Raw genomic sequence first — 20707 nt, forward strand, 5'->3', positions numbered from 1 at the left:
TACGTAATTTAAGGACCATTTTTTATTCAAATAAGGACTTTTTTAAAATTTATATGTACATATTTTTCAGCATATAATTAAATTATCAATATATTAGAGACAATAATGATTTTGTAATATATTTGTTTCGGAATGAGTGCTGTTTTTAGCATACTAAAGAAATTTCGAAAGCCTCAGATAAACCGGTTCTTGGTTTTAGTTGATTCTTTAATTTTGCTTGGAGCTTTATTCCTAGTAGGTAGCATCTGCATCCCTCGTTTAACCCTTGAGTAAAAAGTAACGTTCTTACTGCCTTTCTTTCTCACTAATTCCAAATGCACTGCGTACACTTTTCCCTTCTTTGCTGTTTCATATGAATTCATACCATTTTTGACCTGTTTGAAGAAGGCCGACTGGCTTATTCCATTCCGTTCAGCTGGTGTTATCATCCTAGAATTAATGTCAGCTTTTATCTTTACATATTAAATAATATTCGGATAGGAGTCCTAATAAATATTATTAATATTAAGCGGGTTCACGTCAGAGGAAGGTACCTTAGGTTGTCTTTTTTTTATTTTCATTCGACATAATATGACAATATACGAATTAATAATTTGCTATTATTATCTAGAAATCTTACATTTATCTACAAATTATTATTGTATTTTTAATTTTTTAAATGTAAAATATTTCAATGTAAATACATACCATTTAGGGAGATGGAGAAAATTATGAAAAAATTATTAGCTTCAGCAACAGCGGTAACACTATTAACAGTGGGGTACAGTTCTTCTGCATTTGCAGCTAAGAGTCCTAATGATACAAAAAACTGTGGACATTTTAAAAGTCAACAAGATGCTCAAGCATTCTGGGATCAAAATGGATATGGTGTTGGGAATGATCCACATCGTTTAGATAATGATAAAGACGGCATTCCATGTGAAGATTATAAATATCCAAAGAGCACAAATACTACAACAGAAAATAAAGAAACTACTAATCCTCAAGAACAACCTAAACAAGAAAACAATAAACAAGAGAATTCAAAACAAAATAACCAAACAACAAATAATAAACAAGAACAAACTAAGCCTCAAACAACTGTAAAAGAAACAAAGAAAAATACTAATACAACTGTGAAAAAAGAAACGAAAAAACAAGGTGAGAAATTACCTAATACAGCATCAAACGGTGTTACAATGATGTTAGCAAGCTTAGGATTAGCATTAGCTGGATCTGTATTAATGTTCCGTCGTAAAAAGACAAACGCATAAAATAGTTCCTTAAAACGGCAGGAGAAATCCTGTCGTTTTCAAATGGAGTGATAAGAGTGAATAAAAAACAATGGATAGGCTTATGTTTAACTATTATTGGACTTACTATCTTTTCCTATTATTTTCTAGAATGGTATAGTGCTAGACAATCAGCAGAATCGTTAACAACTAACGAGGCTAAACAATATGAGACCTCCACACCTTCTAAAGAAAATGAAGCGCAAAATAGCAATCAAACAGAGACAGAGACGGAAACTTCATTACAACCTGAAGAATCTGTACAAATTCCCGCTTCAAAGGTAAACCATCAGTTAGGAGATAAAGTAGCGTATTTAATTATCCCTAAAATACAAAAGAAATACTCTGTATATTGGGGAGCTGATGATAAAGTACTAAAAAAGGGTGTAGGTATGTTTGTTAGTGACTTAACTACTACACCATCTAGAAATGGCCATACAGTTTTAAGTGGACATAGAGATACTGTTTTTACCGAGCTTGGTCAACTAAAGGAAAATGACCAACTTATTGTGGAATATGAAAATAAAACATATACATATACAATTAACAAGCATTGGATAACAGATTCAGAAGATCGAACAGTTATTGTAGAAAAAAGTGAGCCAACATTAACATTAACAACGTGTTATCCTTTTGACTATATAGGAGACGCTCCAGATCGGTACATAATTGAATCATCTCTACTTTCCATTCGGTGAGGATGAGAGTCCAAAAATTAAAGTGGTTTAAGTAGGAAGAAGGCACCTTTGGGTGTCTTTTTTTATGAGTAAGAAGTACTGCCAAGATGCGAGGAAAAATAGGTCATAAGACGGAATTTCAGCCTGAAAATTCTAAACTATCTTTTTTATTTCCTTTCGACATAATATGACAATATCTTTATATATAGTTTGTTATTATTAGCTTGGCAATCTTATATTTTACATAATTGGAGGAACAAACGTGGGAAAAATATTTAAATTTGGATGCCTAGGCATTATAGCTTTATTTGTAATCGGAATAATTGCTATGGTCGCTGGTGGTGGAGACTCAACAGAAAAAACTTCAACAGACACTAAAGCAGTATCAAAAGAAGGTGTATCTTCTGATGTAAAAATCGCTGTAGGATCTATGGAAACAGTAGATTCTGTGGGTAATGAATATACAAAAGAACAAGCACAAGGTGTCTTTAAAATTTTAGAAGTTACACTTACTAATAATCAAAAAGACGCTATTACTGTTGATGCTAATAGTTTTAAATTAGTAGATAACAAAGGTCGTGAATTCACATATTCAACACAAGGTCAAACATCTTTTGACTTAACTAATGGTGGGAAAACTGACTTCTTCTTAAAACAATTGAATCCCGGTCTAACACAGACAGGTAAAATTGTATTTGATATACCAAAAGATGCTGAAGGTCTTTTCTTAAAAGCTAGTGGCGGTATGACAGGTAAAGAAATTAAGTTAAAAGTAGAATAGGAAAAAGGCACTCGAAGGAGTGCCTTTTTTCTTAACAACTGGCATTACTTAATGCCGTAAAATAACACTTAAATAGGGGCCCAATACATATTATTAAAATTAAAGTGGATCAAGTCGGAGGAAAGCACCTTTTGGTGTCTTTTTTTCTACATTAAAAAGCCCACCTATTTCTTCCGTAGGCGAGCTAAATGTAATTTTGCACAATTAATTTATAGCAAAATCATTTGTAGCGAAAGTAATTAAATTTAACTTTGTAACCCTAATACCTTAATAATCTCAATTGTTTTATTATCTTTTATTTTAAAATAAAGCCTTTTCCCTATACGTTCACTAATTACAATATTTCCAAAGGCTAATTTACGCAAATGTTGTACAATTAAATCCTCTGTAATTCTTGTTTGCTTACTTAAATCAGAAACTGACAACGATCCATATGTAATCAATTTACAAACAATTGATAAACGAGTAGAATTCCCTAATAATCCTAAAACTTTTATATTTTCTGTATAGAAACTAAAATCCATATGAAAAGCATGTAACAGATCTTCCAACCTCCTAAAATAAGATGAATAACAACCAAAATATCTTAACATAAAAACAGTAAAAAACAACCTAAAATATCCCAATTATTCATTAAGAAAAATGATACTTGAATGGGAGACCAATACATATTCTTAGAATTAAAGTAATTCAAGTTGGAGGAAGGCACATTTAGTTGTCTTTTCTTTTGTACATTATCTCTATTACGTGCTCATTGATTTTCTATGTACGTTTGATACAATTACTGTAGTAGTATTACAGTAATTGCTTGCGTATATAATAAAAGAAGAGATGCGCTAACATTTCTTCTAATAACTGCTACCATCAGGGTGGTGGTTATATCATTTATTTTTTACGAAACCCACCCTTTTGCTTTGGACGGCGACGAGGAGTGGTTTTTTTGTTATCTTTTTCTAAAATTTTTTTCCTAAAAACATACGCAGAAACTTCACGTACAATGGCTTTCACAAATTCTTTTAGAAGCTTAAACAAAAACCCCATAGGTATATCACCCCCTTTCCTTCCAAATGGAAAGAAGGGATAACCAATCACCCTCACAATATACAGTTAATCCTCTTCTATCATACTAGTACAATCTCACCAATATAAAAAAGACCACCATTAGGCAGTCCTTTTTGGGTAGTTTTAGAGATGAAATTATAACATATTAATATATAAATTATAAATATTTTCCCAAAAGATACTATAAGTTTTTTATAATTATTGATTTCTCAATCTTCATTGTATGATAAATTTTCCTATAAGGATTAACAAATAACAGTAAAATTATCAATCCATTAGATTATTAGAAAAAACTGGTTATCTGTATAACTATTTGGTAAAATATAGATATTACTTAAGAAGATAAAGTTAATATAGATTAACTAAGTAATCCAAAAGAAATGTTTTATTACATAAAAAAAGGCTCCATTGCTGGAGCGCTCCAAAATAAACAAACGAATTAAAACAAGAAACAGACAATTTAATTATATAGATAAAATATAAATAAATCTATATATATGTAATATTGCATATAAAACTTTATTTATTGATGCTATAATAGACTTACTCGATGATTGTTATATTTTTTTATGGTTTTTAAGCAATACAATACCTTCTTAACACTAAGTGTACAAGTAAAAGAAGACATTTTAATCGATATCTTCTTTTTTTATAATAACAACACAATAAATTTCTTTATGAATTAGAGGAAACTCTAAAACAAGAAAAAGTATTGTTGTAATCAAAAACTGGGCATCAAACAAAAAGAATAAAAAACAGGTAATTGTTCGTAATCACAATTACCTGTTTTTTATCATTTATATTTACTCTTTATTTTTTTAAAATTTCATTAACCTCTCCTACACTTAATTCAGTGGCTTCCGCTATCTTCTCTATAGGTACACCTACTTTAATTAAATTGTGAATCATCTCTATCTTAGTTGCTATTCTAGCTTCTTTTGCAGCTTTTTCTTCTGTCGTCTCTATTTCTGATATTCTATCTTTTATTGCCTTCTCTCTCGCCTCATATAAGCGTAAAAAGTCTTTATCACTACTTAAACGCTCCCAATCCTCCATTGCCTTTTTCAAAACTGGATCTTTTTCCATCGCGATTCCCTCCAGGATTGTAGTTAATTTCTCATCTTCATATGCAGGAAATAATAATAGCCAACGCGCTAATATATCCTTCCATGGATCCATTCGATTTTCTTGCCATTCTCGAATAACCTTTGGAATCCCAAGAAAATGCAATTGCCTATTCTCTGAAATTATGTGCTCCGATTTTTTGTTCATGACTACACCGACATTATGAAAGTCCTCTTCTCCTGGAAACAGAATGAAATCCACTATATTAATACAAATAGTTGGTCTTAATTCTGTATACTTCATCCCCTGAGTCATTTGAGAATAATACATGCCAGCCCAGTAGAACAAAGATCGCTCGATTATGTCTTTTTTGTCACGAACCTGTATCTCTATATTTAATTTTATACCACTATTAAGGATAGCTCGTAAATCTAAAATAGACAATTTATCATCCTTTTGTTCCCTTGGAAGATGTGGATCATCTAAATGCAAAGAAATAATTTCCTCATCTAAAGAGGATTGTAATACCGCATTAAGAAAACCAATGAGTATATCCTCGTTTCCTTCTACTCCAAACAAGCGCTTGAAAGCAAAATCAACTCATAAATTTACTAGATTTTTTTCATAGATGTATTCATATTCTCTTCTACCTTTCTTTTAGTGAATTTAAATCCTCTGTAGTAATTGAATATAAGAAAAAGATAGGATTACAAACTCTATCTTTTTAAATTTACCTTCAGAAAGTTTACTTTTTTCTGCACGCTTAACCACTTCTAGCACTCCATCATGATGCACAATCATTGCAAGATCATCTTTCTTAAAAAGACAATCCACATCTGCAGTTTTTACATGATAGCTGTGTAGAATCGGCTTCCATTTCTAGCAAATCACTGATTGCAGTAAAGCAATAACTTTTCCCTCTAAAGCATCTCTCCATTGAACTACCCCCACTTTCACTTCGTTTAGAAGTGAGGGATTCCTAAGTAAAGAGTTCTATCGAACTCTAATTGATTAGGCTAACCCCGCAGTCCTTGCGGTTAGAAGCCTTATTGCTTCATTCTTTAGATTGATACTTGCGTTAATATCCCTATCATGGTTTGCACGACAAGAAGGACAGTCCCATTCACGTAGGTTTAGATTTTTAACGTCTTTATTTTGATATCCACAACAAGAACATAATTGGCTGGAAGCAAATGTTTTCGATACGACAATAACTTGTTAGCCATACCATTTTGCTTTGTATTCTAACATGAATCAAAATTGCGACCAAGATACCTCACTAATTGCTTTTGCTAACTTATGATTCTTTAACATATTCGATACTTGCAAATCCTCTATACCGATAACATCGTGGTTTTTGATGATTTCAGTTGAATTTTTTACTACCAACCATTAAAATATTTTATAATCGTTATATATAAACTTATTTTTAGGAGTAGATAGAATGCCAGTTACACTCGAACTTATTCTTTTCACTCTTATAGCAATTAGTGCTGTTGGCTATTTGATAAAAGAATCTCAAAAAACTAAGAAAAGAACCCTTGGAATTTCACTAGAACTTTTAGTTCTTTTCTGGTCAATATGGAGAATATCGACTATCATAATCCAAATTTCAGAATATAATCTCTCGTGAATAAAATTCAATATTCCGTCAATAATGTATATGACATCAGATTTTCTCCTTGTTCCCCCTTGGAGAACCGAGCAGTTAGCTAATTTGGCTAGCTGCTTTGTTGTGTAAAACAAAGCATTTATAAAAAGCTTTCTCAACATCCAATCAATGGAAGTCAATTACCTTTTATGGTAATGTTTTGGTAATCCTATGAAGATCTATCGTTCCATTAACAGGACCCGTCCCCCTAATCGGGTCCTGTTAAATGTTCTCTATTAAAACAGTGTTTTTGTTCAACTATCATCTTCGCTTCTTCATATTCTACAATTCCATATGCAATATTACATATCCTATATGTTCAATTTATAAACATGTAATAATTGGTTTATAAAATATTTAAAACTAATATTGAAAGGAGAATACTAAATGTCTTTCTTTTCATGGTCTCCTCTTATTTTCTTAGCAGTTGTTGCAATTATGATTTCTATTAAAAAGAATAAGAAACAATAGTTTTAAATAGTTACAATAATTTATTTCTAGGAGGTGTATTTATGTCATTTACAGTATGGAGTGCAATTTTTATGACTTTAATCGGCGCAATGTCCGGAGCAATCTTTGGTACAATTTCTTCTAAGAAGAGTAAAAATACCAACTAAAAACCTACTAATAAAAATGAATTTTTATTTTAGTGACAGCTGATACGATTTTAATATTTCAGCTGTCATTTTCCATTCAAATAACTATTTTGTTCACTTTTTTGATACATTTACGAAATATTTATATGTTATCTTCAGTAAGTTCTTTTCTTTTCATAACATTGTGTGAGTTATACCAACACAAGAGGCCCTAGATCCCTAAATCTAGGGATCCTTCGTTTAAATAACTATGTTGTTCGATTTGATGTATAGACAACTGTATATTTAGATGTTAAAATATTATTGTGATTCCCACTAGGTTTCACATACAACTTTTTTTCTGCGATTATGGGGTTCTTACGTAATAGTAAGGACCCTTTTTTTATTTAGTGCCCATAGCCAGTAAATCCGAGGCCCATATTTCTCCTTTCTGATTCCAATAATCCCAACGTTTCTACTAACGCTATGACGCCTACTGGTGCCTCGTTTAATCAAATGAGTTTCTGCCCTTTAAATGCGTCATAACGCTATTACGCTTCAAGAATTTGTCCACGGTACTTGTTGCGGTATAATCAAAACTTCCGACTACATCCTCCAATGTTAGTTGCTTCATGCCCCTAACCCCATTGGACGTGATTTGATTTTGTTCTTATCTGCCTGATCCATAATTAATGCAGCGATTTCTAGTTGATGCCTTCCTAACTCTTTTGCTATTTCAAGAATATCTTTATCCTCATCCCACATTTCTCTCAATTGAATCACTTCGCTTTCATCAAACACTAAATCCAACTCTTCTAAAGCAATATATAAGTTACGACGCGACTTCTTCATGTACTTTCCCTGCTGCAACGCCATTGTGTAATTCTCCTTTTCCAAATCCGTTCCAAGTCTTGGAATCCCATTTCCCCTCCAGTTGTAATTGATGAATTTCTCTTAACTCCGCCATAACGGCATGACGTCTTCTATCCACTTCTTCAGGACTGCGATTCCCTGCTTTGCAAATACTCGGAGGAAACGAATTATGCAAAACTCATTTTATATAAAGTAGTGGTTTTGGTTTATCATTGCCGTTGTCGTAATTGTTGTTGGCGGAAAAAACACTAAAGAAGAAGCTACAACAACTCCAACCGAACCAAAAAAAGAAATAAAACAAAAACAACCCAAACAAGATGTTCAAGTTCAACCAGAAAAGAAGGAACAGCCTAAACAAGATATTCAAACTCAACCAGAAAAGAAAGAACAACCTAAACAAGATATTCAAACTCAACCAGAAAAGAAAGAACAACCTAAACAAAATGTTCAACAATCTGCATCGGGATTCACAAATCCTATAAAAAATATTGATAAAACAGCTGCTATGAATGCCGTCAAAGAAAAAGCAAAGAAAGACTTCCCAGATGATTACATGACACAGAATTATTTAGCAGATGAACAATCTAAGGCGTTTGATTATCTAAATGGTATTGAACTCAAATCTCAGGAAGAAGTAAACGTTATGAAGAAAGTAATCAACGACTTCCCTAATAACTTCATGCCTACTAAGTATGTTTATGAAGAACAGATAAAAGCTATGAACAAGCAGTAATAAGATATTATGCTTTTCATTTTTTCGTAAACAAAATATGAATAAATACGTTAAAACAATATTCGGATGGAAGTCCAATACATATTATTAAAATTAAAGTGGTTCAAGTCGGAGGAAGGGACCTTGGGATGTCTTTTTTTGTTTATTGTTTTATTTATAAAGTGCTTGAATTCAAAAAAGACATAGAATAGAACTTAATATAATAATCCCAATAAACCGATAATATCAATAACCTTCTTATTTTCTACTCTACAATAAAGCTTTGTACCCTTGCGCTCGATAATTACCATATTACCTTTAGTTAGTTTTCGTAAATGTTGTAAAATCATAGGTTCCGAAATATGCGTCGCAGCGTTCAACTGGGAAACTGTCAAGGTCCCACTTACAATCAATTCACGTACAATTAATAAACGACTTAAACTGCCTAATAATTCTAAGATTTCAGCACCATTTTTATAATTACTAGAATTTATATTAAAATCGCCCAACATACTATTCATCTCCCTAATATTGATACAAATACTAGCTCAAATAGCTTAACATAAAAATCGGATGTATTATCCTAATAATTTCTATAAAAATGTAAAAATTTCAAGTTTTGATGGTTCAAGTCGAAGGTGGGCACCTTAGGGGGGATTTTTTTATGAAATTAGGGAAATTAGCATTAGTCGGAGCTTTAGCTTTAGGTGGTTTCACAGGTTTAGCAACATTGGACGCAAAGCCAGCGGCAGCAGCGGAAAATGTACAAGTAGCATCAACAACTTGGGGCGACCCAGCAACATTATTTGATTTAGCACAAATTGCTTGGAATTTCCCAGCTTATTTATCGGATGATGTTAAGCCTTCTTATAAAACTGGTGACTACTTCACAGTTAAAATGGGTTGGTACAACGGAGTAGATGGCAATCCAATGAAGATTTATCGTGTTCTCGATAATAACTCATTAGTTCGCTACAAAACTATGTATCCAATTCCAGTAAATAACGGCACTCTTAACGAAGCTGTATGGAGTACTGATATTAATTCAGTATACGAGCCAGGTCGTTACATTGCTGTTGTGAATATTGATGGCAATTTCTATCAAAGTAATATCTTTACAATCAACAAGTAATACGTTTCTGTCCTGAGTAAGACAGAATAAACTACTCTCTTTCATCTAAGACCTCACATAATTGAACTCATAAACTATTATATTCCTGAGGAGGAAACGGATTATGAAAAAATTATCGAAGGTAGTATTAGCAGGAGCTTTAGCTTTAGGTGGATTTACAGGTTTAGCGGCACTGGATGCAAAGCCAGCGGCAGCAGCGAAAAATGTACAGAAAGCACCGACGGTTGACAACTGGCCTTTCAAAACCCTCTATGAATTAGCAAAAGGTACGACTGCATTACCAGATTTTTGGATTAATCAGTTCAAACCTGCTTATTACACAGGTGATACATTAACATTTAGTACGAATTGGGTAGACCAAGCATCTGGGAACGCATTGAAAATTTATCGTGTATTAGATGATAAGGAATTGACGTTAGCTCGCTATCAAACACTTTATCCTAACAAAGATTGGAATGGAACTGAGTGGAGAGCTGCATATAGAACACCTATCACTTCTGTTTACGAGAATGGTAGCTATATTGCAGTTTTAGATGTTGATGGCACTTACTATCGTAGCCATGTCTTCACAATCAATCAATAGTAATACCTTCCTAAGCAAGACGGTATAAACTGCTTACCTTCATCTTAGATACTACAGTGATGATTTCATACATAAAATACAATTATCAAGTCGGTGGAAGGCACCTTATGGCGTCTTTTTTTGGTACATTAAAAAGCCTCGCCATCCTATGGAGATGGTGAGGTGCTTATGTATATTATTCACTATCTTGTTTTCTCTAATACTTTCTTCTTGATTGAACATCTATTGCGTTGCAAACATTGCAAAAAGAATCATTACTACAATTACAAGTACGGAAAAAACATAGACCATACTACTAGTACCTTCCTTATTTTGCTTGTTCTCTTCTTTCATCCGTTGTACAGCATAAAAGAAATCACATATAGCAGAAAAAATTTCTAACAATATCTGCATAACTTATTTGCCTCCCCTTATAATATATGTGCAGTATTAATTAACTAATAATTTCCTTATATATTATATCAGCTAGGGTCCATGGAAGAATAACTAATTATTTTTATAAATTAATGTATTAATAAATATGGCATTAATACAGGATAGTCCAAGTTAGAGGAAGGCACCTTAGGGTGTTTTTTTTATAAAAAAGAACTCCTAAAACGCCTTAAATTAGTCAACTTCAATATTACTCTTTTTTATTAGTTTGTTTTAACTTAATATATTAATTTTAAGTTAAAAATTTGTTATAATTAGTAAATGATTATATTAATTAGATGGAGAGGATACAATATTATGGGTTATAAGTTTCGTAGAATTATCCAAGTTTCCCCGGGTGTGAAAATTAACTTTACATATACAGGTATGGGAGGGAACTCCATTCCACCTGAATCAAGAACAACAACTTATATACCTGGAACTGGAATCTCGTATATGCCACGAATATCTGAGTCAAACAACTATTATATACAACGAGGGTATCAAGGACCAAACACTTCCTATCCCACTATGGATGAACAAGATTACAATACGGTAAATGCATTTGAGCCAGTAAAAGAAACCCAAACTTACCTTGTTACTGCTTTTCGTAAAAAGGATAATCAAGTAAACTCTGTAGGTAGAAAACTAATGAAACCACTTTCCATAATTGCAGGCGTTTTTGCGGGCCTATTCTTACTTATGATGCTTGTTATACCTGCTCTATTCCTGGCAGCCATGTCTTTCCTATGTTATAAAAATATAAAAACACCATTTGCGGTTGTATGCCCAGAATGTGATGCTGAGAATTTATTCATTTTTGAGGAAGAGAAGATTGCTTGTCGTAAATGTGAGAGCACTCTTATAATCCAAAAATAAAAGGTTCTTGAATACACTCCCCAAAAATGAATTGTGGTATTGAATTTCAAGATGGCCCTTGAAGGCTCCAGCTCTCTTTTTTATTTCCTCTCGACAATATATGACAATATAAAGATGAATAGTTTGTTATTATATTTAAGGATTTATATTAGGAGGAATGAACAACTATGTTTAAAAGATTAGCAGTATTACTTATTGGAGCTCTATTATTATTTGGTTTATCCGCTTGTGACAGCGTTAAATCAATGACAAGTAATGTCACGGTTGGTAAGGTAATTGAAGAATTTAAAGCTGCAGGATTAGAAGCTGACAATCCTAGTGACCTACCAGAAAAAGAATTTGGAAATACTAGAAAAGAAGCAAAGCGCATTCTTGTTCCAGCATTAGGTGAAGATAGTGGTGGTAGAATATTTGAGTTTAAAAACAAAGAAGATCTTGAAAAAGCTAAGAAATACTATGACGATTTAGGTAATGGTAATCAAATGCTATTCTCTCATACTTACGCAAAAGGTAACTTCCTTATACAAATGAATGGTGATATGGAAGATGCACAATTTAACAAATATAAAGAAGTTATGGACAAAGTAATTAAGTAAGTTAAATAATCCGTTTTCATTTATATGAAAGCATGTTAGAATTATCTTTGGATTAACGTCCAATACATATTATTAAAATTAAGATGGTTCAAGTCGCAGGAAGGCACCTTTGGGTGTCTTTTTTTTATTTATCTTCGACAGTGAAAATCATACATTACACATTTATGATGAGATTTCTAACATCACAAGCGGAACAAATGCAATTAATAGAATCGGTAAATATCTAATCATTAAAATGTATGAATTATAAAATTTAAAAGACTATAAAAATGCAAAAGTACTTATTTATTTACCTGAGTCACATAAAGATTTTGGTTTAGTATCTTACGGTTATCATGCAGAAATAGATGCTTTCGATTTCGGACTTGATATTAGTGATGTGACAAAATATTAAGCATTTATAGAACTCGCTAAAAATCATGTATAGTTCACGAAACTGTTAGAAGAAATAGCAAGAAAAAAAGACAAAAGTATTATAACTTTTGTCTTTTTATTTTAAGGTTATCCATTCGTAACTTTCCCATTCTTTAGGCTTCTTATCATACTTTAAACGGCCAGTCGTACAGAATGAAGCAATTATCCATTGAATAAAGTTCATCTTGGCATATGGATCTATACAATCTTCTAACTTCTTTAGCTGATAGCCTGTACTATTTTTCTGCCAAATTGTATATAAACGAAAATGAGTTGTCGTTACAAGTCTAGCTTTTGTTGTAACTTGCCATTTAGAAATTTTCGTTAAATCCTCTTTGACTTTTCTCTCATACTCTTGTTTTATCACTTTATAAGTCTTATCTTTATTAATTAATCCATTAGAGATTGTAAAAGGCATTTGATGCACCTCATAAACTGTTCCTTCTTCATCTCCTAAAATATTTGATTCTACTAGAAACATATTTTTTAGTTTTAATTGTTCTGTTAATTCTTTCCCGTTCCGATAAAATGGCTTCTTTATCTTCTGCAACAAGATAACCTGCACAATTAATCCTATCAGTAAAGGATATGTTAATACAAACAATATATTAATAAACATGTTTAAAATAAGAACGCCTATTAGCGCAAAAATTGTAAAGTAAATATAGGTTTCCCTTTGATGAATGATTCTACTGTTCAAGCCAAGATACCTCCATTTTGATAGATAGTGAACACAATATAAATCGTCGCCCCTAGTAAAATAGAACAAGCCCCAGGAAAGCTCTGTATTAGCTTTATTTCTTTCTTAGGCAGTTTCACACCAAATATAGACGCAGCATGCTCCAATTGGTCTTTAATCGCTCCTACAAACCCTAAAATTTTAATTAATCGATAAACACTAGCAATCCAAAAGAATAGTAAATGGAAAGCTGTTAATGTAATCGCGGTAAGTATAGCCGATTCTTCTACTACATTGCTAACATATAGAGCTGCCACCACAAGCATTTTCGTATCACCGGGTGAAGAAAATTTAAATGTCTCTAACAATAAGCCACATACTAAGGCCATAGTTAGTACAATTACAATCTCTTTTCCCGTTCGTATTCCAGTAAAATACGTGATACCTAAACCTACTATTAAAAAAATGAAATGCCATATATTTTTTGTTTTTCTATACTTTAAGTCGGTAAATACATTAAGTACCATATAACTTAGAAATAATCCCATGATATACAGGCTCATTTTCTTTACTCCCCTCTTAATTTCATATAAAAATACTGTGTAAAAAAGGGAACCACTTTTAGAGTAGCCCCCTCGTTTATTTTTATATTTATTTTTTGTTCCAAGAATCAACATCTGCATTGCTTGATGCTTTTGTGAATCGAGCTAGAATTGTATCATAACCACCTTGGATTGCTTTCCATACGAACGGGCCAATTACTAATACAATAATCACCGCTAACGCGATTAACATACCGTTTTCTGATGATAATTGTGAGTCTTCGTTTTTTAACCAACTTTTCATTTTTGCTAACATTTCATTTCGTCTCCTTTATATATCGATTTTAAGTATCTACTAAAATTAGAACTTATCTATTTAAATCTTTAATTACTTATTCCAAGAATTTACGTCTGCATTACTTGATGCTTTTGTGAATCTTGCCAGGATCGTATCATAACCACCTTGGATTGCTTTCCATACAAACGGGCCAATTACTAATACGATAATCACCGCCAAGGCAATTAACATACCGTTTTCTGATGATAACTGTGAATCCTCATTTTTTAACCAATTTTTCATTTTTGTTAACATGATTGAATCTCCCTTATCCATTTATTTGAGCTATACGTAAAAAACATCATTAATTTAAAACTTCTATTACTTGTTCCAAGAATTCACATCTGCATTGCTTGATGCTTTTGTGAATCGAGCTAGAATCGTATCATAGCCACCTTGGATTGCCTTCCATACGAACGGGCCAATTACTAATACAATAATCACCGCTAACGCGATTAACATACCGTTTTCTGATGATAATTGTGAGTCTTCGTTTTTTAACCAACTTTTCATTTTTGTTAACATGTGTATTACTCCTTTTCCTATTCCATTTTTAATAATGTCTTCTATAAACTTGCAAATCCTTGCATTAAAGATTGAATAACAATCACCATTGGATAAATCACAATACAACCAATAACAGCCACGTTAAATTTATTCATTTCCATTGGCTTATTTTGAATGAGACGGTTATAGTTCTCATGTTTTAACTCGCACATCATTTTAATTTGTGCGTCCATAATGCGAAGACTCTGTACCTTGTCCGTTTTTTGCGCTTGTTGCAATGCAATCGTAAAGGTATTTACTTCTGGACTATTTAAGGCTGCTGCAAAGTTTCGAAATGGTTGATCCGATCCTGCATACATTTCTAATTCCGCTGTAAGTGTAGATACATACGGACGAAGATGTCTTCCAGCATATATCTCTGCCTTTTTTACTGCTTCTAATGTTGTATGTGTTTTTAACAACTGCAGCATAGGAATTAGATACTCTGGTAATTCGAACTTCCTAGCTTCTATCGCCTGCTTAATTCTTCGCTTTAATAGATAATCAGGATAGAAATAAAGCAGCGGTGAAATCAAAACACCCAATTTAAATAAGTAGTAATCATGGAACACCGTACATATCAAGAAAACAGTGGTGAAAATGATGGGATATGCTACCTTCATTTTTAAATATTCTTCTGGTTTCGTATCCAGGCCAGCTTCTTCTAATTTTTTCTGAATCTGCTCTTTCTTTTCTTCTGTCAGATACTTATGTGATAACGACTGGAAGGGAGCGAGCATCATTTGATTTAAATTCTTCTTTTCAATTCGTTTTGCATTTTCTACATAGTTCGTAAGTAAGCTACCGCTGTCTTTTTTACTTTGTAGAAAGGTAGAGAATACCCAATACATGACAACGAATACCACTACAGCTAAAATCGTAGCCACCTTATTCCCCTCTTTCTGTTGGGTTATAATTTGCAATCTTTTCTACACGGGTTGCTAAGAAAAAGACAATGAACATATTTACCGATAACGCGATTTTCCCTATCATAGAACCTGCTAAAAATCCATATGCTTCTTTTGACATCAACATAATAACAATCGGCATAGCAATGACGATTAAGCAGTTCTGTACAAAAGCACGTTGTGCTTGCGACAAACTAGAACGCAATCTTGCCAGGTATAGTTTTTGTTTTTCGAAATCTTCTGCAATATCTAGTAAAACTTGTACTGAATTTGTTCCACCTTCTCGACTGCACACTTCCAACATTTCATGGAAGAAAACCAATTCTCTAAAGTTAAACGTTTCATTGAATCCTCTAAATGCACGATGCATTGTGGTTCCACCTTCTAATAAAAGAGAAACTTTTTCTATTTCTTCTTGAATGCTTTCATGCATCATTGGTTTCACCTGAACTAACACCCGTTTTGCATTGTTACTAATTTGAAGTGCATTTGCTACAGCTTTCATATAGATAGAAAGACGATCAATGACAACCAAGTAGTAACGTTTTTTTCTTCGATAGAGAAGAAACCTTGGAACTAAAAACCCAGATAAAACGGTAATCAGTGTAAAAGGATCTCTACCAAAGGAAAAATAGAATACTGCTGCAATACTCATTCCGGAAAGAATCGTATATACCCAGTACATGCTTTTTGTCAATTTCCACTCGTACTTTTGGGCTTCTTGGATAACGGATTGTGGCAAATACATCCGTATCCCTTTAATATTCCTTAATTCCAAGCGCCTTTCTTCTTTCTCGTTTTCTTGTACAAATTGAGAGAGAGCAGAACCCTTAGATTTTGCAAAAAGTAAAACGAGCAATACTACACTAATAAATATCAAGAATATGCATCCATAGGCTAATAAACTATGCATATTGCACCTCCCGTTTTGAAAGGAATGGTGCATAAAGAGCTGGATTTACAGTAGAAGAACGGAATTTCTTCTCCATATCAGCTGATATTCTTCCTGTAATAATATGTTGGCCATGAATTTTCCCTATTCTTTCATTCATTTCATCTTGTTTTTCATATGTTGGCATAAACTGAGACAATGGATTAAACTGTATATCTTCCTGATAATCCAATAGTTCAATCATTTCTGTAATATAACGATTCCCATCATCTTTCTTTTCCAAAAAGACAATTACATCAAATGTCTGTGAAATCAATTCATATAAATACTGGGCATCAATATTCGCACCACTTTGCAGACACATAAGCATTAAACGCCTAACTGCTTCTTTTGCACTTCTTGCATGGACAGAGGTGAAACCAGGGTGTCCTGTTTGGAAAAAGTTAATCATTTTTAACGCTTCTTTCCCCCTCGATTCCCCTACAATTAATCGCTTTGGCCCTTGACGTAAAGCATTTGTTAACAATCTATCAAAGTCGATTGCATTTTCTTCTACTTCCGATGCCCTACACTGCATCGGAACAAAATGATGTTCTGGAAAAATGCGATGCAAATATAATTCAGGGTTATCTTCTACTACAAGAGTACGTTCTTTTTTCTTTCCTTTCGGAATGTGAGAAGCAAGATATTTCATAAACTCTGATTTCCCTGTACCCGTGGCTCCAGCAACTAAAATATTCATTTTGGCTTTCACAGATGCAGCCAAAAAGTTCAACATTTCTTTCGATGCTTGATTGGTAGATAACATACGCTCTTCAGAAGCACGAAGGTGATCCGCATTCTTACGAATCGTTATCGTTGTTCCGAGTCCCCCAAGTTCATCTAACGCAATATTGATACGTATATACGGAAATACGCAGTCCACATATGGCTTTGCTGTATTCAATGACTCTGATGTACTGTTTACCATCTTATAAGCTAGAGCTTTTACTTCTTCTTCCGTCTCAAATCGGTAAGGAAATGTACATTCTCCCTCTCCAATTTTTTCGTAAATAATTTCTTTTGTGCCATTGATATAAATATCGGTTACATCCTTATCTTCTTTTAAAGGTTCTATAATCCCAAATCCGACAATTTCGTCACACACCATATTTAGCAACTGTTCAGAAGGTACATCTGAAACAACGACTTGATTGCTTAGTAAAAAGCTTTTAATAATTTGCTCCACAGCTGTTCTTCTCTCTTTATTCATAAAGGATTCACTTAAGATATCACGATGTTCCTTTACTAAAAATGCACGAATTTCATCTGTAATGTCTTTAATTTGTTGAGCTGTAGTTGTTCCTAACTTTCGAGCTGATTTGGAACGAATCATATAACCAAAGTGATATAAATCCACTCGATTTCGCTTTAAGGTGACTTGTTTTTCCTGTAAATGGCCCCACATATTACCTGCCTCCTTTTTAATTTCGTAAACCAAAGAGACCCTTTTTCATAGAGGATTGCTGAGATGGAATATTAAGACCAGCTGCTTCCATAATGTGATGGACCTTAGCATTAATTTGCGGGGAACCAAATTGCATCCCCCATTCATAACTCGTACGATCTCTGTCATACGGAATTGTCACCGCAATCTTTTGGGAAGAAAGCCTTTCAATATCTTCTACATAGTCCTCATCTCCCATATTTAAAACATGAATCATACAAGGTAATGTTAGCTTTGCTTCTTCTATTAGTTGTAATTCTCTTTTAATTGCTAGCGCACCACGAGGGTTGCCATTTAGCACATGAACAACAATGTCTGATTGGTATAGGATTGGATAACTCAGTATCTCGGATAATTCAGTTGGTACCGATAAAATGATGTAGTCATATTCTGTGTCTACAAGTGATTCGATAAATGTCGTTACAAACAATTCTTTGTTTTGAATCTCAGGGAATTGAGCTAAACTATAACCTGATGGAAATACCAGAAAATCCATTTTATCGTGCAATTTTTGCATCAGCCTTGGATTCACTTTCTTCTCTAGTAAATCTTGCTTGGTACAAATATACTGCAAGAGATTGTATTCATTTTCTTTTCTTACAAGCCCTAGCATGTTTTTACTCTCATGGCTAAGACCTGTTCCAACCGCGAAGTTTGGTCTTACTTGGTCCGCTTCTACATAAAGCACCTTTTTCCCTAAATGAGCTAGCTCATTTGTCATCGCAATACTTAACGTACTTTTCCCTACGTTTTCGTTTGTAGCATAAAAGGCAATGATTCTTACTTGCCGCTCCATCTTAATTACCCCTTTCTTACTTGGATTCGTTCAAATACTGCGCTACATACTCTTTTACATTTTTAGAAATTGGATTGGTCGAATGCTTCTCTACATAGTCTAAAATGTTCTTTTGATCAGATATTTGCGAGAATCCTTCAGCTGATTCTAGTTCTTTCCCTGGTTGTTCTACTTTTTGTCCGACTGCGACAGGGATTACATCTCCAATTGTTTTTGCACGATTTAAGTATTGAAGTTGTTCAGGTGAAACAGCCAGTGTATATAATCGCGTTATCTTTGGCTTTTGTTTTCCTTCTTGTTCCTCTTTTGATTCTTTCTTTTCTAACACAAATGCATCTTCTGTATTGCTATCTTTTGCAGCCGTAACACGTACTCGTTGGAAAAGACCACCGAACACTACCTTCTCATTGTCCCCGTCCTTCACAACTTGTTTGAAATACAAGTCCACATAAGTGTTAGGAATGATACTATTACCTGAACTTGTTTCCAAATCAACGAGTAACGGGAATGCAACTTCTCCATCTTTCAAATTTAAAATTGCAGAGTCAGCTAACTCCTCTTTCTTTACTACTTTATTTTTAAAAAGATAGCTATTTTCGGTGATGGGCTGCCCATCATTTGTCCACTTACCTATAACCTCTTTTTTACTTACGCGTAATGCATTTGGAGGAACCCCATCACCAGGTAATGTTCGTTCCACTAGCATTTCTTCTTTAATCTCTGTATGCGCAGGTATATCCTTTGCAGCTACAACAACTTTCGTTGGTTTTACTGCATTTTCTACTGCAAAATGATTGTATCCATAGATACCCGCTACTGTTATAGCAGCTAAACCTACCGCTGCAATCTGCTTCTTTTGAAACTTAGACGGCTTCAATGTTTGTATTCCTCCTTATTTAGCCTTTAAACGCAAAAAAGGACAAACCTATGGCGTAAAACGCCTTAGGTTTGTCCTTTTAGCTAATCTAAAGTCTATATGCAAATGTTGTATTTATTTTCTTTAATATTACAATCTCAATATTATGACATATATAGTTTCATGTCAATCATTTCTAAAAAATATCTGTTTTTTCTATTTATAAACACGTAATCGATAAATTAAAAAGCCCCCAAAAACCCTGATATAACAAGTTTTCTAACCTATTAAGCATCCCGAAAATATGTTGTAATTAATCTAATGCAACTGAATATTCCAAGGTGGTCGGTTGCTATCCTTTCTCTTTCATTTTATAGAGAAAGGAGGTGATCGAATGGATATACTTTTCACGATAGCAATTGAAATTCTGAAAGTAATTGCTAGAGAAGTCGCTGTATTTTTTGCAAAACGAGTAGGTAAATACCTATCAACGTCTTGGAAGAAAATACAAAAAAGCGACGAAAAGCGAAAAGAACCACCCACAATGCCGGCAAGCGTTTGAAGGGTGATTCTAAGAAAAAATAAACTCTTTTTTAGCAACCATCCACCTTGCGGTAGCAGTTACATAAGACGAAGTGTTACCATCACTTCGTCTTTATTAGTTTATGCAAAAACTATCTTTGAAATACTTCTACACATATTATAACAACAACTATAGTACATGTCATGTATATCCATCCACTATAGTTAGTGAAATAAAACAAAGTACTTTTAATACGAAATCAATTTCGTTCCTGTTTCAAAATACTTTGCTGGAGCATAACTCTTCCCATTCCGATCCTGAAATTCGCTTCCAATGTATAGCGATACAATCATTGCGACAACCCCCATAATAATCACACGTCTTACACGTTGTTTTTTCTTTTTATCCACTCTAATTTCCCCTTTCTATGAAAAAAGGCACATCCCATTAAGGGATGTGC

27 protein-coding genes and 3 pseudogenes are annotated in these 20707 nt (G+C 33.3%); 10 read left to right on the forward strand and 20 right to left on the reverse strand.

Translation table 11 applies throughout. The annotated features are described in order from the left end of the window. Nucleotides 1–710 precede the first annotated feature (710 nt). The 3 genes from ACUN13_RS26380 to ACUN13_RS26390 all read left to right on the forward strand — a co-directional run bounded on the left by ACUN13_RS26380 (nt 711) and on the right by ACUN13_RS26390 (nt 2729). Nucleotides 711–1253: an excalibur calcium-binding domain-containing protein gene (locus ACUN13_RS26380; protein ID WP_000734542.1), complete on the forward strand. Its 543-nt coding sequence runs from the start codon at nt 711–713 to the stop codon at nt 1251–1253. Nucleotides 1254–1309: 56 nt separating this feature from the next. Beyond that, nucleotides 1310–1969, forward strand: a complete 660-nt coding sequence (locus ACUN13_RS26385; RefSeq protein ID WP_001036091.1) for a class D sortase — start codon at nt 1310–1312, stop codon at nt 1967–1969. A 241-nt stretch (nt 1970–2210) separates the two neighbouring features. Then, nucleotides 2211–2729, forward strand: coding sequence for a DUF4352 domain-containing protein (locus ACUN13_RS26390; RefSeq protein WP_000516002.1), 519 nt, complete (start codon nt 2211–2213; stop codon nt 2727–2729). Nucleotides 2730–2974: 245 nt separating this feature from the next. On the opposite strand, the gene ACUN13_RS26395 is transcribed toward ACUN13_RS26390, so the two are convergent. The 4 genes and pseudogenes from ACUN13_RS26395 to ACUN13_RS26410 form a co-directional block, all read right to left on the reverse strand. Continuing rightward, complete coding sequence (locus ACUN13_RS26395; protein WP_000347619.1) at nt 2975–3253, reverse strand: ArsR/SmtB family transcription factor; 279 nt, start codon at nt 3251–3253, stop codon at nt 2975–2977. 361 nt (nt 3254–3614) lie between these two features. Further along, nucleotides 3615–3770: a hypothetical protein gene (locus ACUN13_RS26400; protein WP_000506118.1), complete on the reverse strand. Its 156-nt coding sequence runs from the start codon at nt 3768–3770 to the stop codon at nt 3615–3617. Between the two features lie 831 nt (nt 3771–4601). Then, nucleotides 4602–5494: pseudogene (locus ACUN13_RS26405) on the reverse strand (Rpn family recombination-promoting nuclease/putative transposase). A 373-nt stretch (nt 5495–5867) separates the two neighbouring features. Next, nucleotides 5868–6236, reverse strand: a pseudogene (locus ACUN13_RS26410) (RNA-guided endonuclease TnpB family protein); the annotation flags it as partial. A gap of 64 nt (nt 6237–6300) precedes the next feature. Here ACUN13_RS26410 and ACUN13_RS26415 point away from each other — a divergent pair. After that, nucleotides 6301–6489 carry a hypothetical protein gene (locus ACUN13_RS26415; protein ID WP_088344566.1) on the forward strand — a complete coding sequence of 63 codons (189 nt, stop codon included), beginning with the start codon at nt 6301–6303 and terminating at the stop codon, nt 6487–6489. Between the two features lie 1101 nt (nt 6490–7590). Here ACUN13_RS26415 and ACUN13_RS26420 read toward each other — a convergent pair. The 3 genes from ACUN13_RS26420 to ACUN13_RS26430 are packed head-to-tail and all read right to left on the reverse strand — an operon-like array spanning nt 7591 to nt 8130. Beyond that, nucleotides 7591–7716: a hypothetical protein gene (locus ACUN13_RS26420; RefSeq protein ID WP_254912702.1), complete on the reverse strand. Its 126-nt coding sequence runs from the start codon at nt 7714–7716 to the stop codon at nt 7591–7593. Next, the gene (locus ACUN13_RS26425; RefSeq protein WP_002099119.1) at nt 7713–7958 is read right to left on the reverse strand and encodes a hypothetical protein; all 246 of its coding nucleotides are present in this window, start codon (nt 7956–7958) and stop codon (nt 7713–7715) included. Before ACUN13_RS26425 ends, ACUN13_RS26420 begins: the two co-directional genes overlap by 4 nt. After that, nucleotides 7915–8130, reverse strand: a complete 216-nt coding sequence (locus ACUN13_RS26430; protein WP_080016504.1) for a hypothetical protein — start codon at nt 8128–8130, stop codon at nt 7915–7917. Before ACUN13_RS26430 ends, ACUN13_RS26425 begins: the two co-directional genes overlap by 44 nt. A gap of 51 nt (nt 8131–8181) precedes the next feature. Between ACUN13_RS26430 and ACUN13_RS26435 the strand changes: the two genes are divergently transcribed. Continuing rightward, nucleotides 8182–8688, forward strand: a complete 507-nt coding sequence (locus ACUN13_RS26435; RefSeq protein WP_409532557.1) for a hypothetical protein — start codon at nt 8182–8184, stop codon at nt 8686–8688. Nucleotides 8689–8882: 194 nt separating this feature from the next. Here ACUN13_RS26435 and ACUN13_RS26440 read toward each other — a convergent pair whose 3' ends face one another. Further along, nucleotides 8883–9179: an ArsR family transcriptional regulator gene (locus ACUN13_RS26440; RefSeq protein WP_409532535.1), complete on the reverse strand. Its 297-nt coding sequence runs from the start codon at nt 9177–9179 to the stop codon at nt 8883–8885. A 152-nt stretch (nt 9180–9331) separates the two neighbouring features. Between ACUN13_RS26440 and ACUN13_RS26445 the strand changes: the two genes are divergently transcribed. Then, a complete protein-coding gene (locus ACUN13_RS26445; protein WP_025689478.1) occupies nt 9332–9799 on the forward strand; it encodes a DUF5065 family protein in 468 nt (155 codons plus the stop codon). A 103-nt stretch (nt 9800–9902) separates the two neighbouring features. Then, nucleotides 9903–10382, forward strand: a complete 480-nt coding sequence (locus tag ACUN13_RS26450) for a DUF5065 family protein (protein ID WP_445424023.1) — start codon at nt 9903–9905, stop codon at nt 10380–10382. A 222-nt stretch (nt 10383–10604) separates the two neighbouring features. Here ACUN13_RS26450 and ACUN13_RS26455 read toward each other — a convergent pair whose 3' ends face one another. Then, nucleotides 10605–10775 carry a hypothetical protein gene (locus ACUN13_RS26455; protein WP_016078559.1) on the reverse strand — a complete coding sequence of 57 codons (171 nt, stop codon included), beginning with the start codon at nt 10773–10775 and terminating at the stop codon, nt 10605–10607. Between the two features lie 336 nt (nt 10776–11111). Between ACUN13_RS26455 and ACUN13_RS26460 the strand changes: the two genes are divergently transcribed. Continuing rightward, nucleotides 11112–11672: a DUF4236 domain-containing protein gene (locus ACUN13_RS26460; RefSeq protein WP_089607999.1), complete on the forward strand. Its 561-nt coding sequence runs from the start codon at nt 11112–11114 to the stop codon at nt 11670–11672. Nucleotides 11673–11839: 167 nt separating this feature from the next. Next, nucleotides 11840–12268 (forward strand): hypothetical protein, encoded by a 429-nt coding sequence (locus tag ACUN13_RS26465; protein WP_000476458.1) that lies wholly within the window; start codon nt 11840–11842, stop codon nt 12266–12268. Between the two features lie 490 nt (nt 12269–12758). Here the strand turns inward: ACUN13_RS26465 and ACUN13_RS26470 are convergent, their stop codons facing one another. The 10 genes from ACUN13_RS26470 to cpaB form a co-directional block, all read right to left on the reverse strand. Further along, complete coding sequence (locus ACUN13_RS26470; RefSeq protein WP_060852560.1) at nt 12759–13382, reverse strand: hypothetical protein; 624 nt, start codon at nt 13380–13382, stop codon at nt 12759–12761. Next, nucleotides 13379–13924: a hypothetical protein gene (locus tag ACUN13_RS26475; RefSeq protein WP_000061105.1), complete on the reverse strand. Its 546-nt coding sequence runs from the start codon at nt 13922–13924 to the stop codon at nt 13379–13381. Before ACUN13_RS26475 ends, ACUN13_RS26470 begins: the two co-directional genes overlap by 4 nt. An 88-nt stretch (nt 13925–14012) precedes the next feature. After that, nucleotides 14013–14219, reverse strand: a complete 207-nt coding sequence (locus ACUN13_RS26480; RefSeq protein ID WP_000879960.1) for a hypothetical protein — start codon at nt 14217–14219, stop codon at nt 14013–14015. 72 nt (nt 14220–14291) lie between these two features. Continuing rightward, complete coding sequence (locus ACUN13_RS26485; RefSeq protein WP_000956353.1) at nt 14292–14495, reverse strand: hypothetical protein; 204 nt, start codon at nt 14493–14495, stop codon at nt 14292–14294. Nucleotides 14496–14561: 66 nt separating this feature from the next. Then, nucleotides 14562–14765, reverse strand: a complete 204-nt coding sequence (locus ACUN13_RS26490) for a hypothetical protein (RefSeq protein ID WP_060852559.1) — start codon at nt 14763–14765, stop codon at nt 14562–14564. A gap of 41 nt (nt 14766–14806) precedes the next feature. Further along, on the reverse strand, nt 14807–15673 hold the full coding sequence (locus tag ACUN13_RS26495; protein WP_445424024.1) for a hypothetical protein: 867 nt from the start codon (nt 15671–15673) through the stop codon (nt 14807–14809). A 1-nt stretch (nt 15674) separates the two neighbouring features. Continuing rightward, complete coding sequence (locus ACUN13_RS26500; RefSeq protein WP_088344560.1) at nt 15675–16607, reverse strand: hypothetical protein; 933 nt, start codon at nt 16605–16607, stop codon at nt 15675–15677. Continuing rightward, nucleotides 16600–18033, reverse strand: coding sequence for an ATPase, T2SS/T4P/T4SS family (locus tag ACUN13_RS26505; protein WP_088344558.1), 1434 nt, complete (start codon nt 18031–18033; stop codon nt 16600–16602). Before ACUN13_RS26505 ends, ACUN13_RS26500 begins: the two co-directional genes overlap by 8 nt. Before the next feature lie 16 nt (nt 18034–18049). Then, nucleotides 18050–18868 carry an AAA family ATPase gene (locus tag ACUN13_RS26510; protein WP_088344556.1) on the reverse strand — a complete coding sequence of 273 codons (819 nt, stop codon included), beginning with the start codon at nt 18866–18868 and terminating at the stop codon, nt 18050–18052. Nucleotides 18869–18884: 16 nt separating this feature from the next. Then, nucleotides 18885–19745, reverse strand: a complete 861-nt coding sequence (gene cpaB / locus ACUN13_RS26515; protein ID WP_088344554.1) for a Flp pilus assembly protein CpaB — start codon at nt 19743–19745, stop codon at nt 18885–18887. A gap of 373 nt (nt 19746–20118) precedes the next feature. Between cpaB and ACUN13_RS26520 the strand changes: the two are divergent. Further along, nucleotides 20119–20309, forward strand: a pseudogene (locus ACUN13_RS26520) (hypothetical protein). Between the two features lie 186 nt (nt 20310–20495). On the opposite strand, the gene ACUN13_RS26525 reads toward ACUN13_RS26520, so the two are convergent. Further along, nucleotides 20496–20657, reverse strand: coding sequence for a hypothetical protein (locus tag ACUN13_RS26525; RefSeq protein ID WP_162900602.1), 162 nt, complete (start codon nt 20655–20657; stop codon nt 20496–20498). Between the last annotated feature and the right edge of the window lie 50 nt (nt 20658–20707).

The organism is Bacillus cereus group sp. Bce041 (assembly GCF_052646455.1).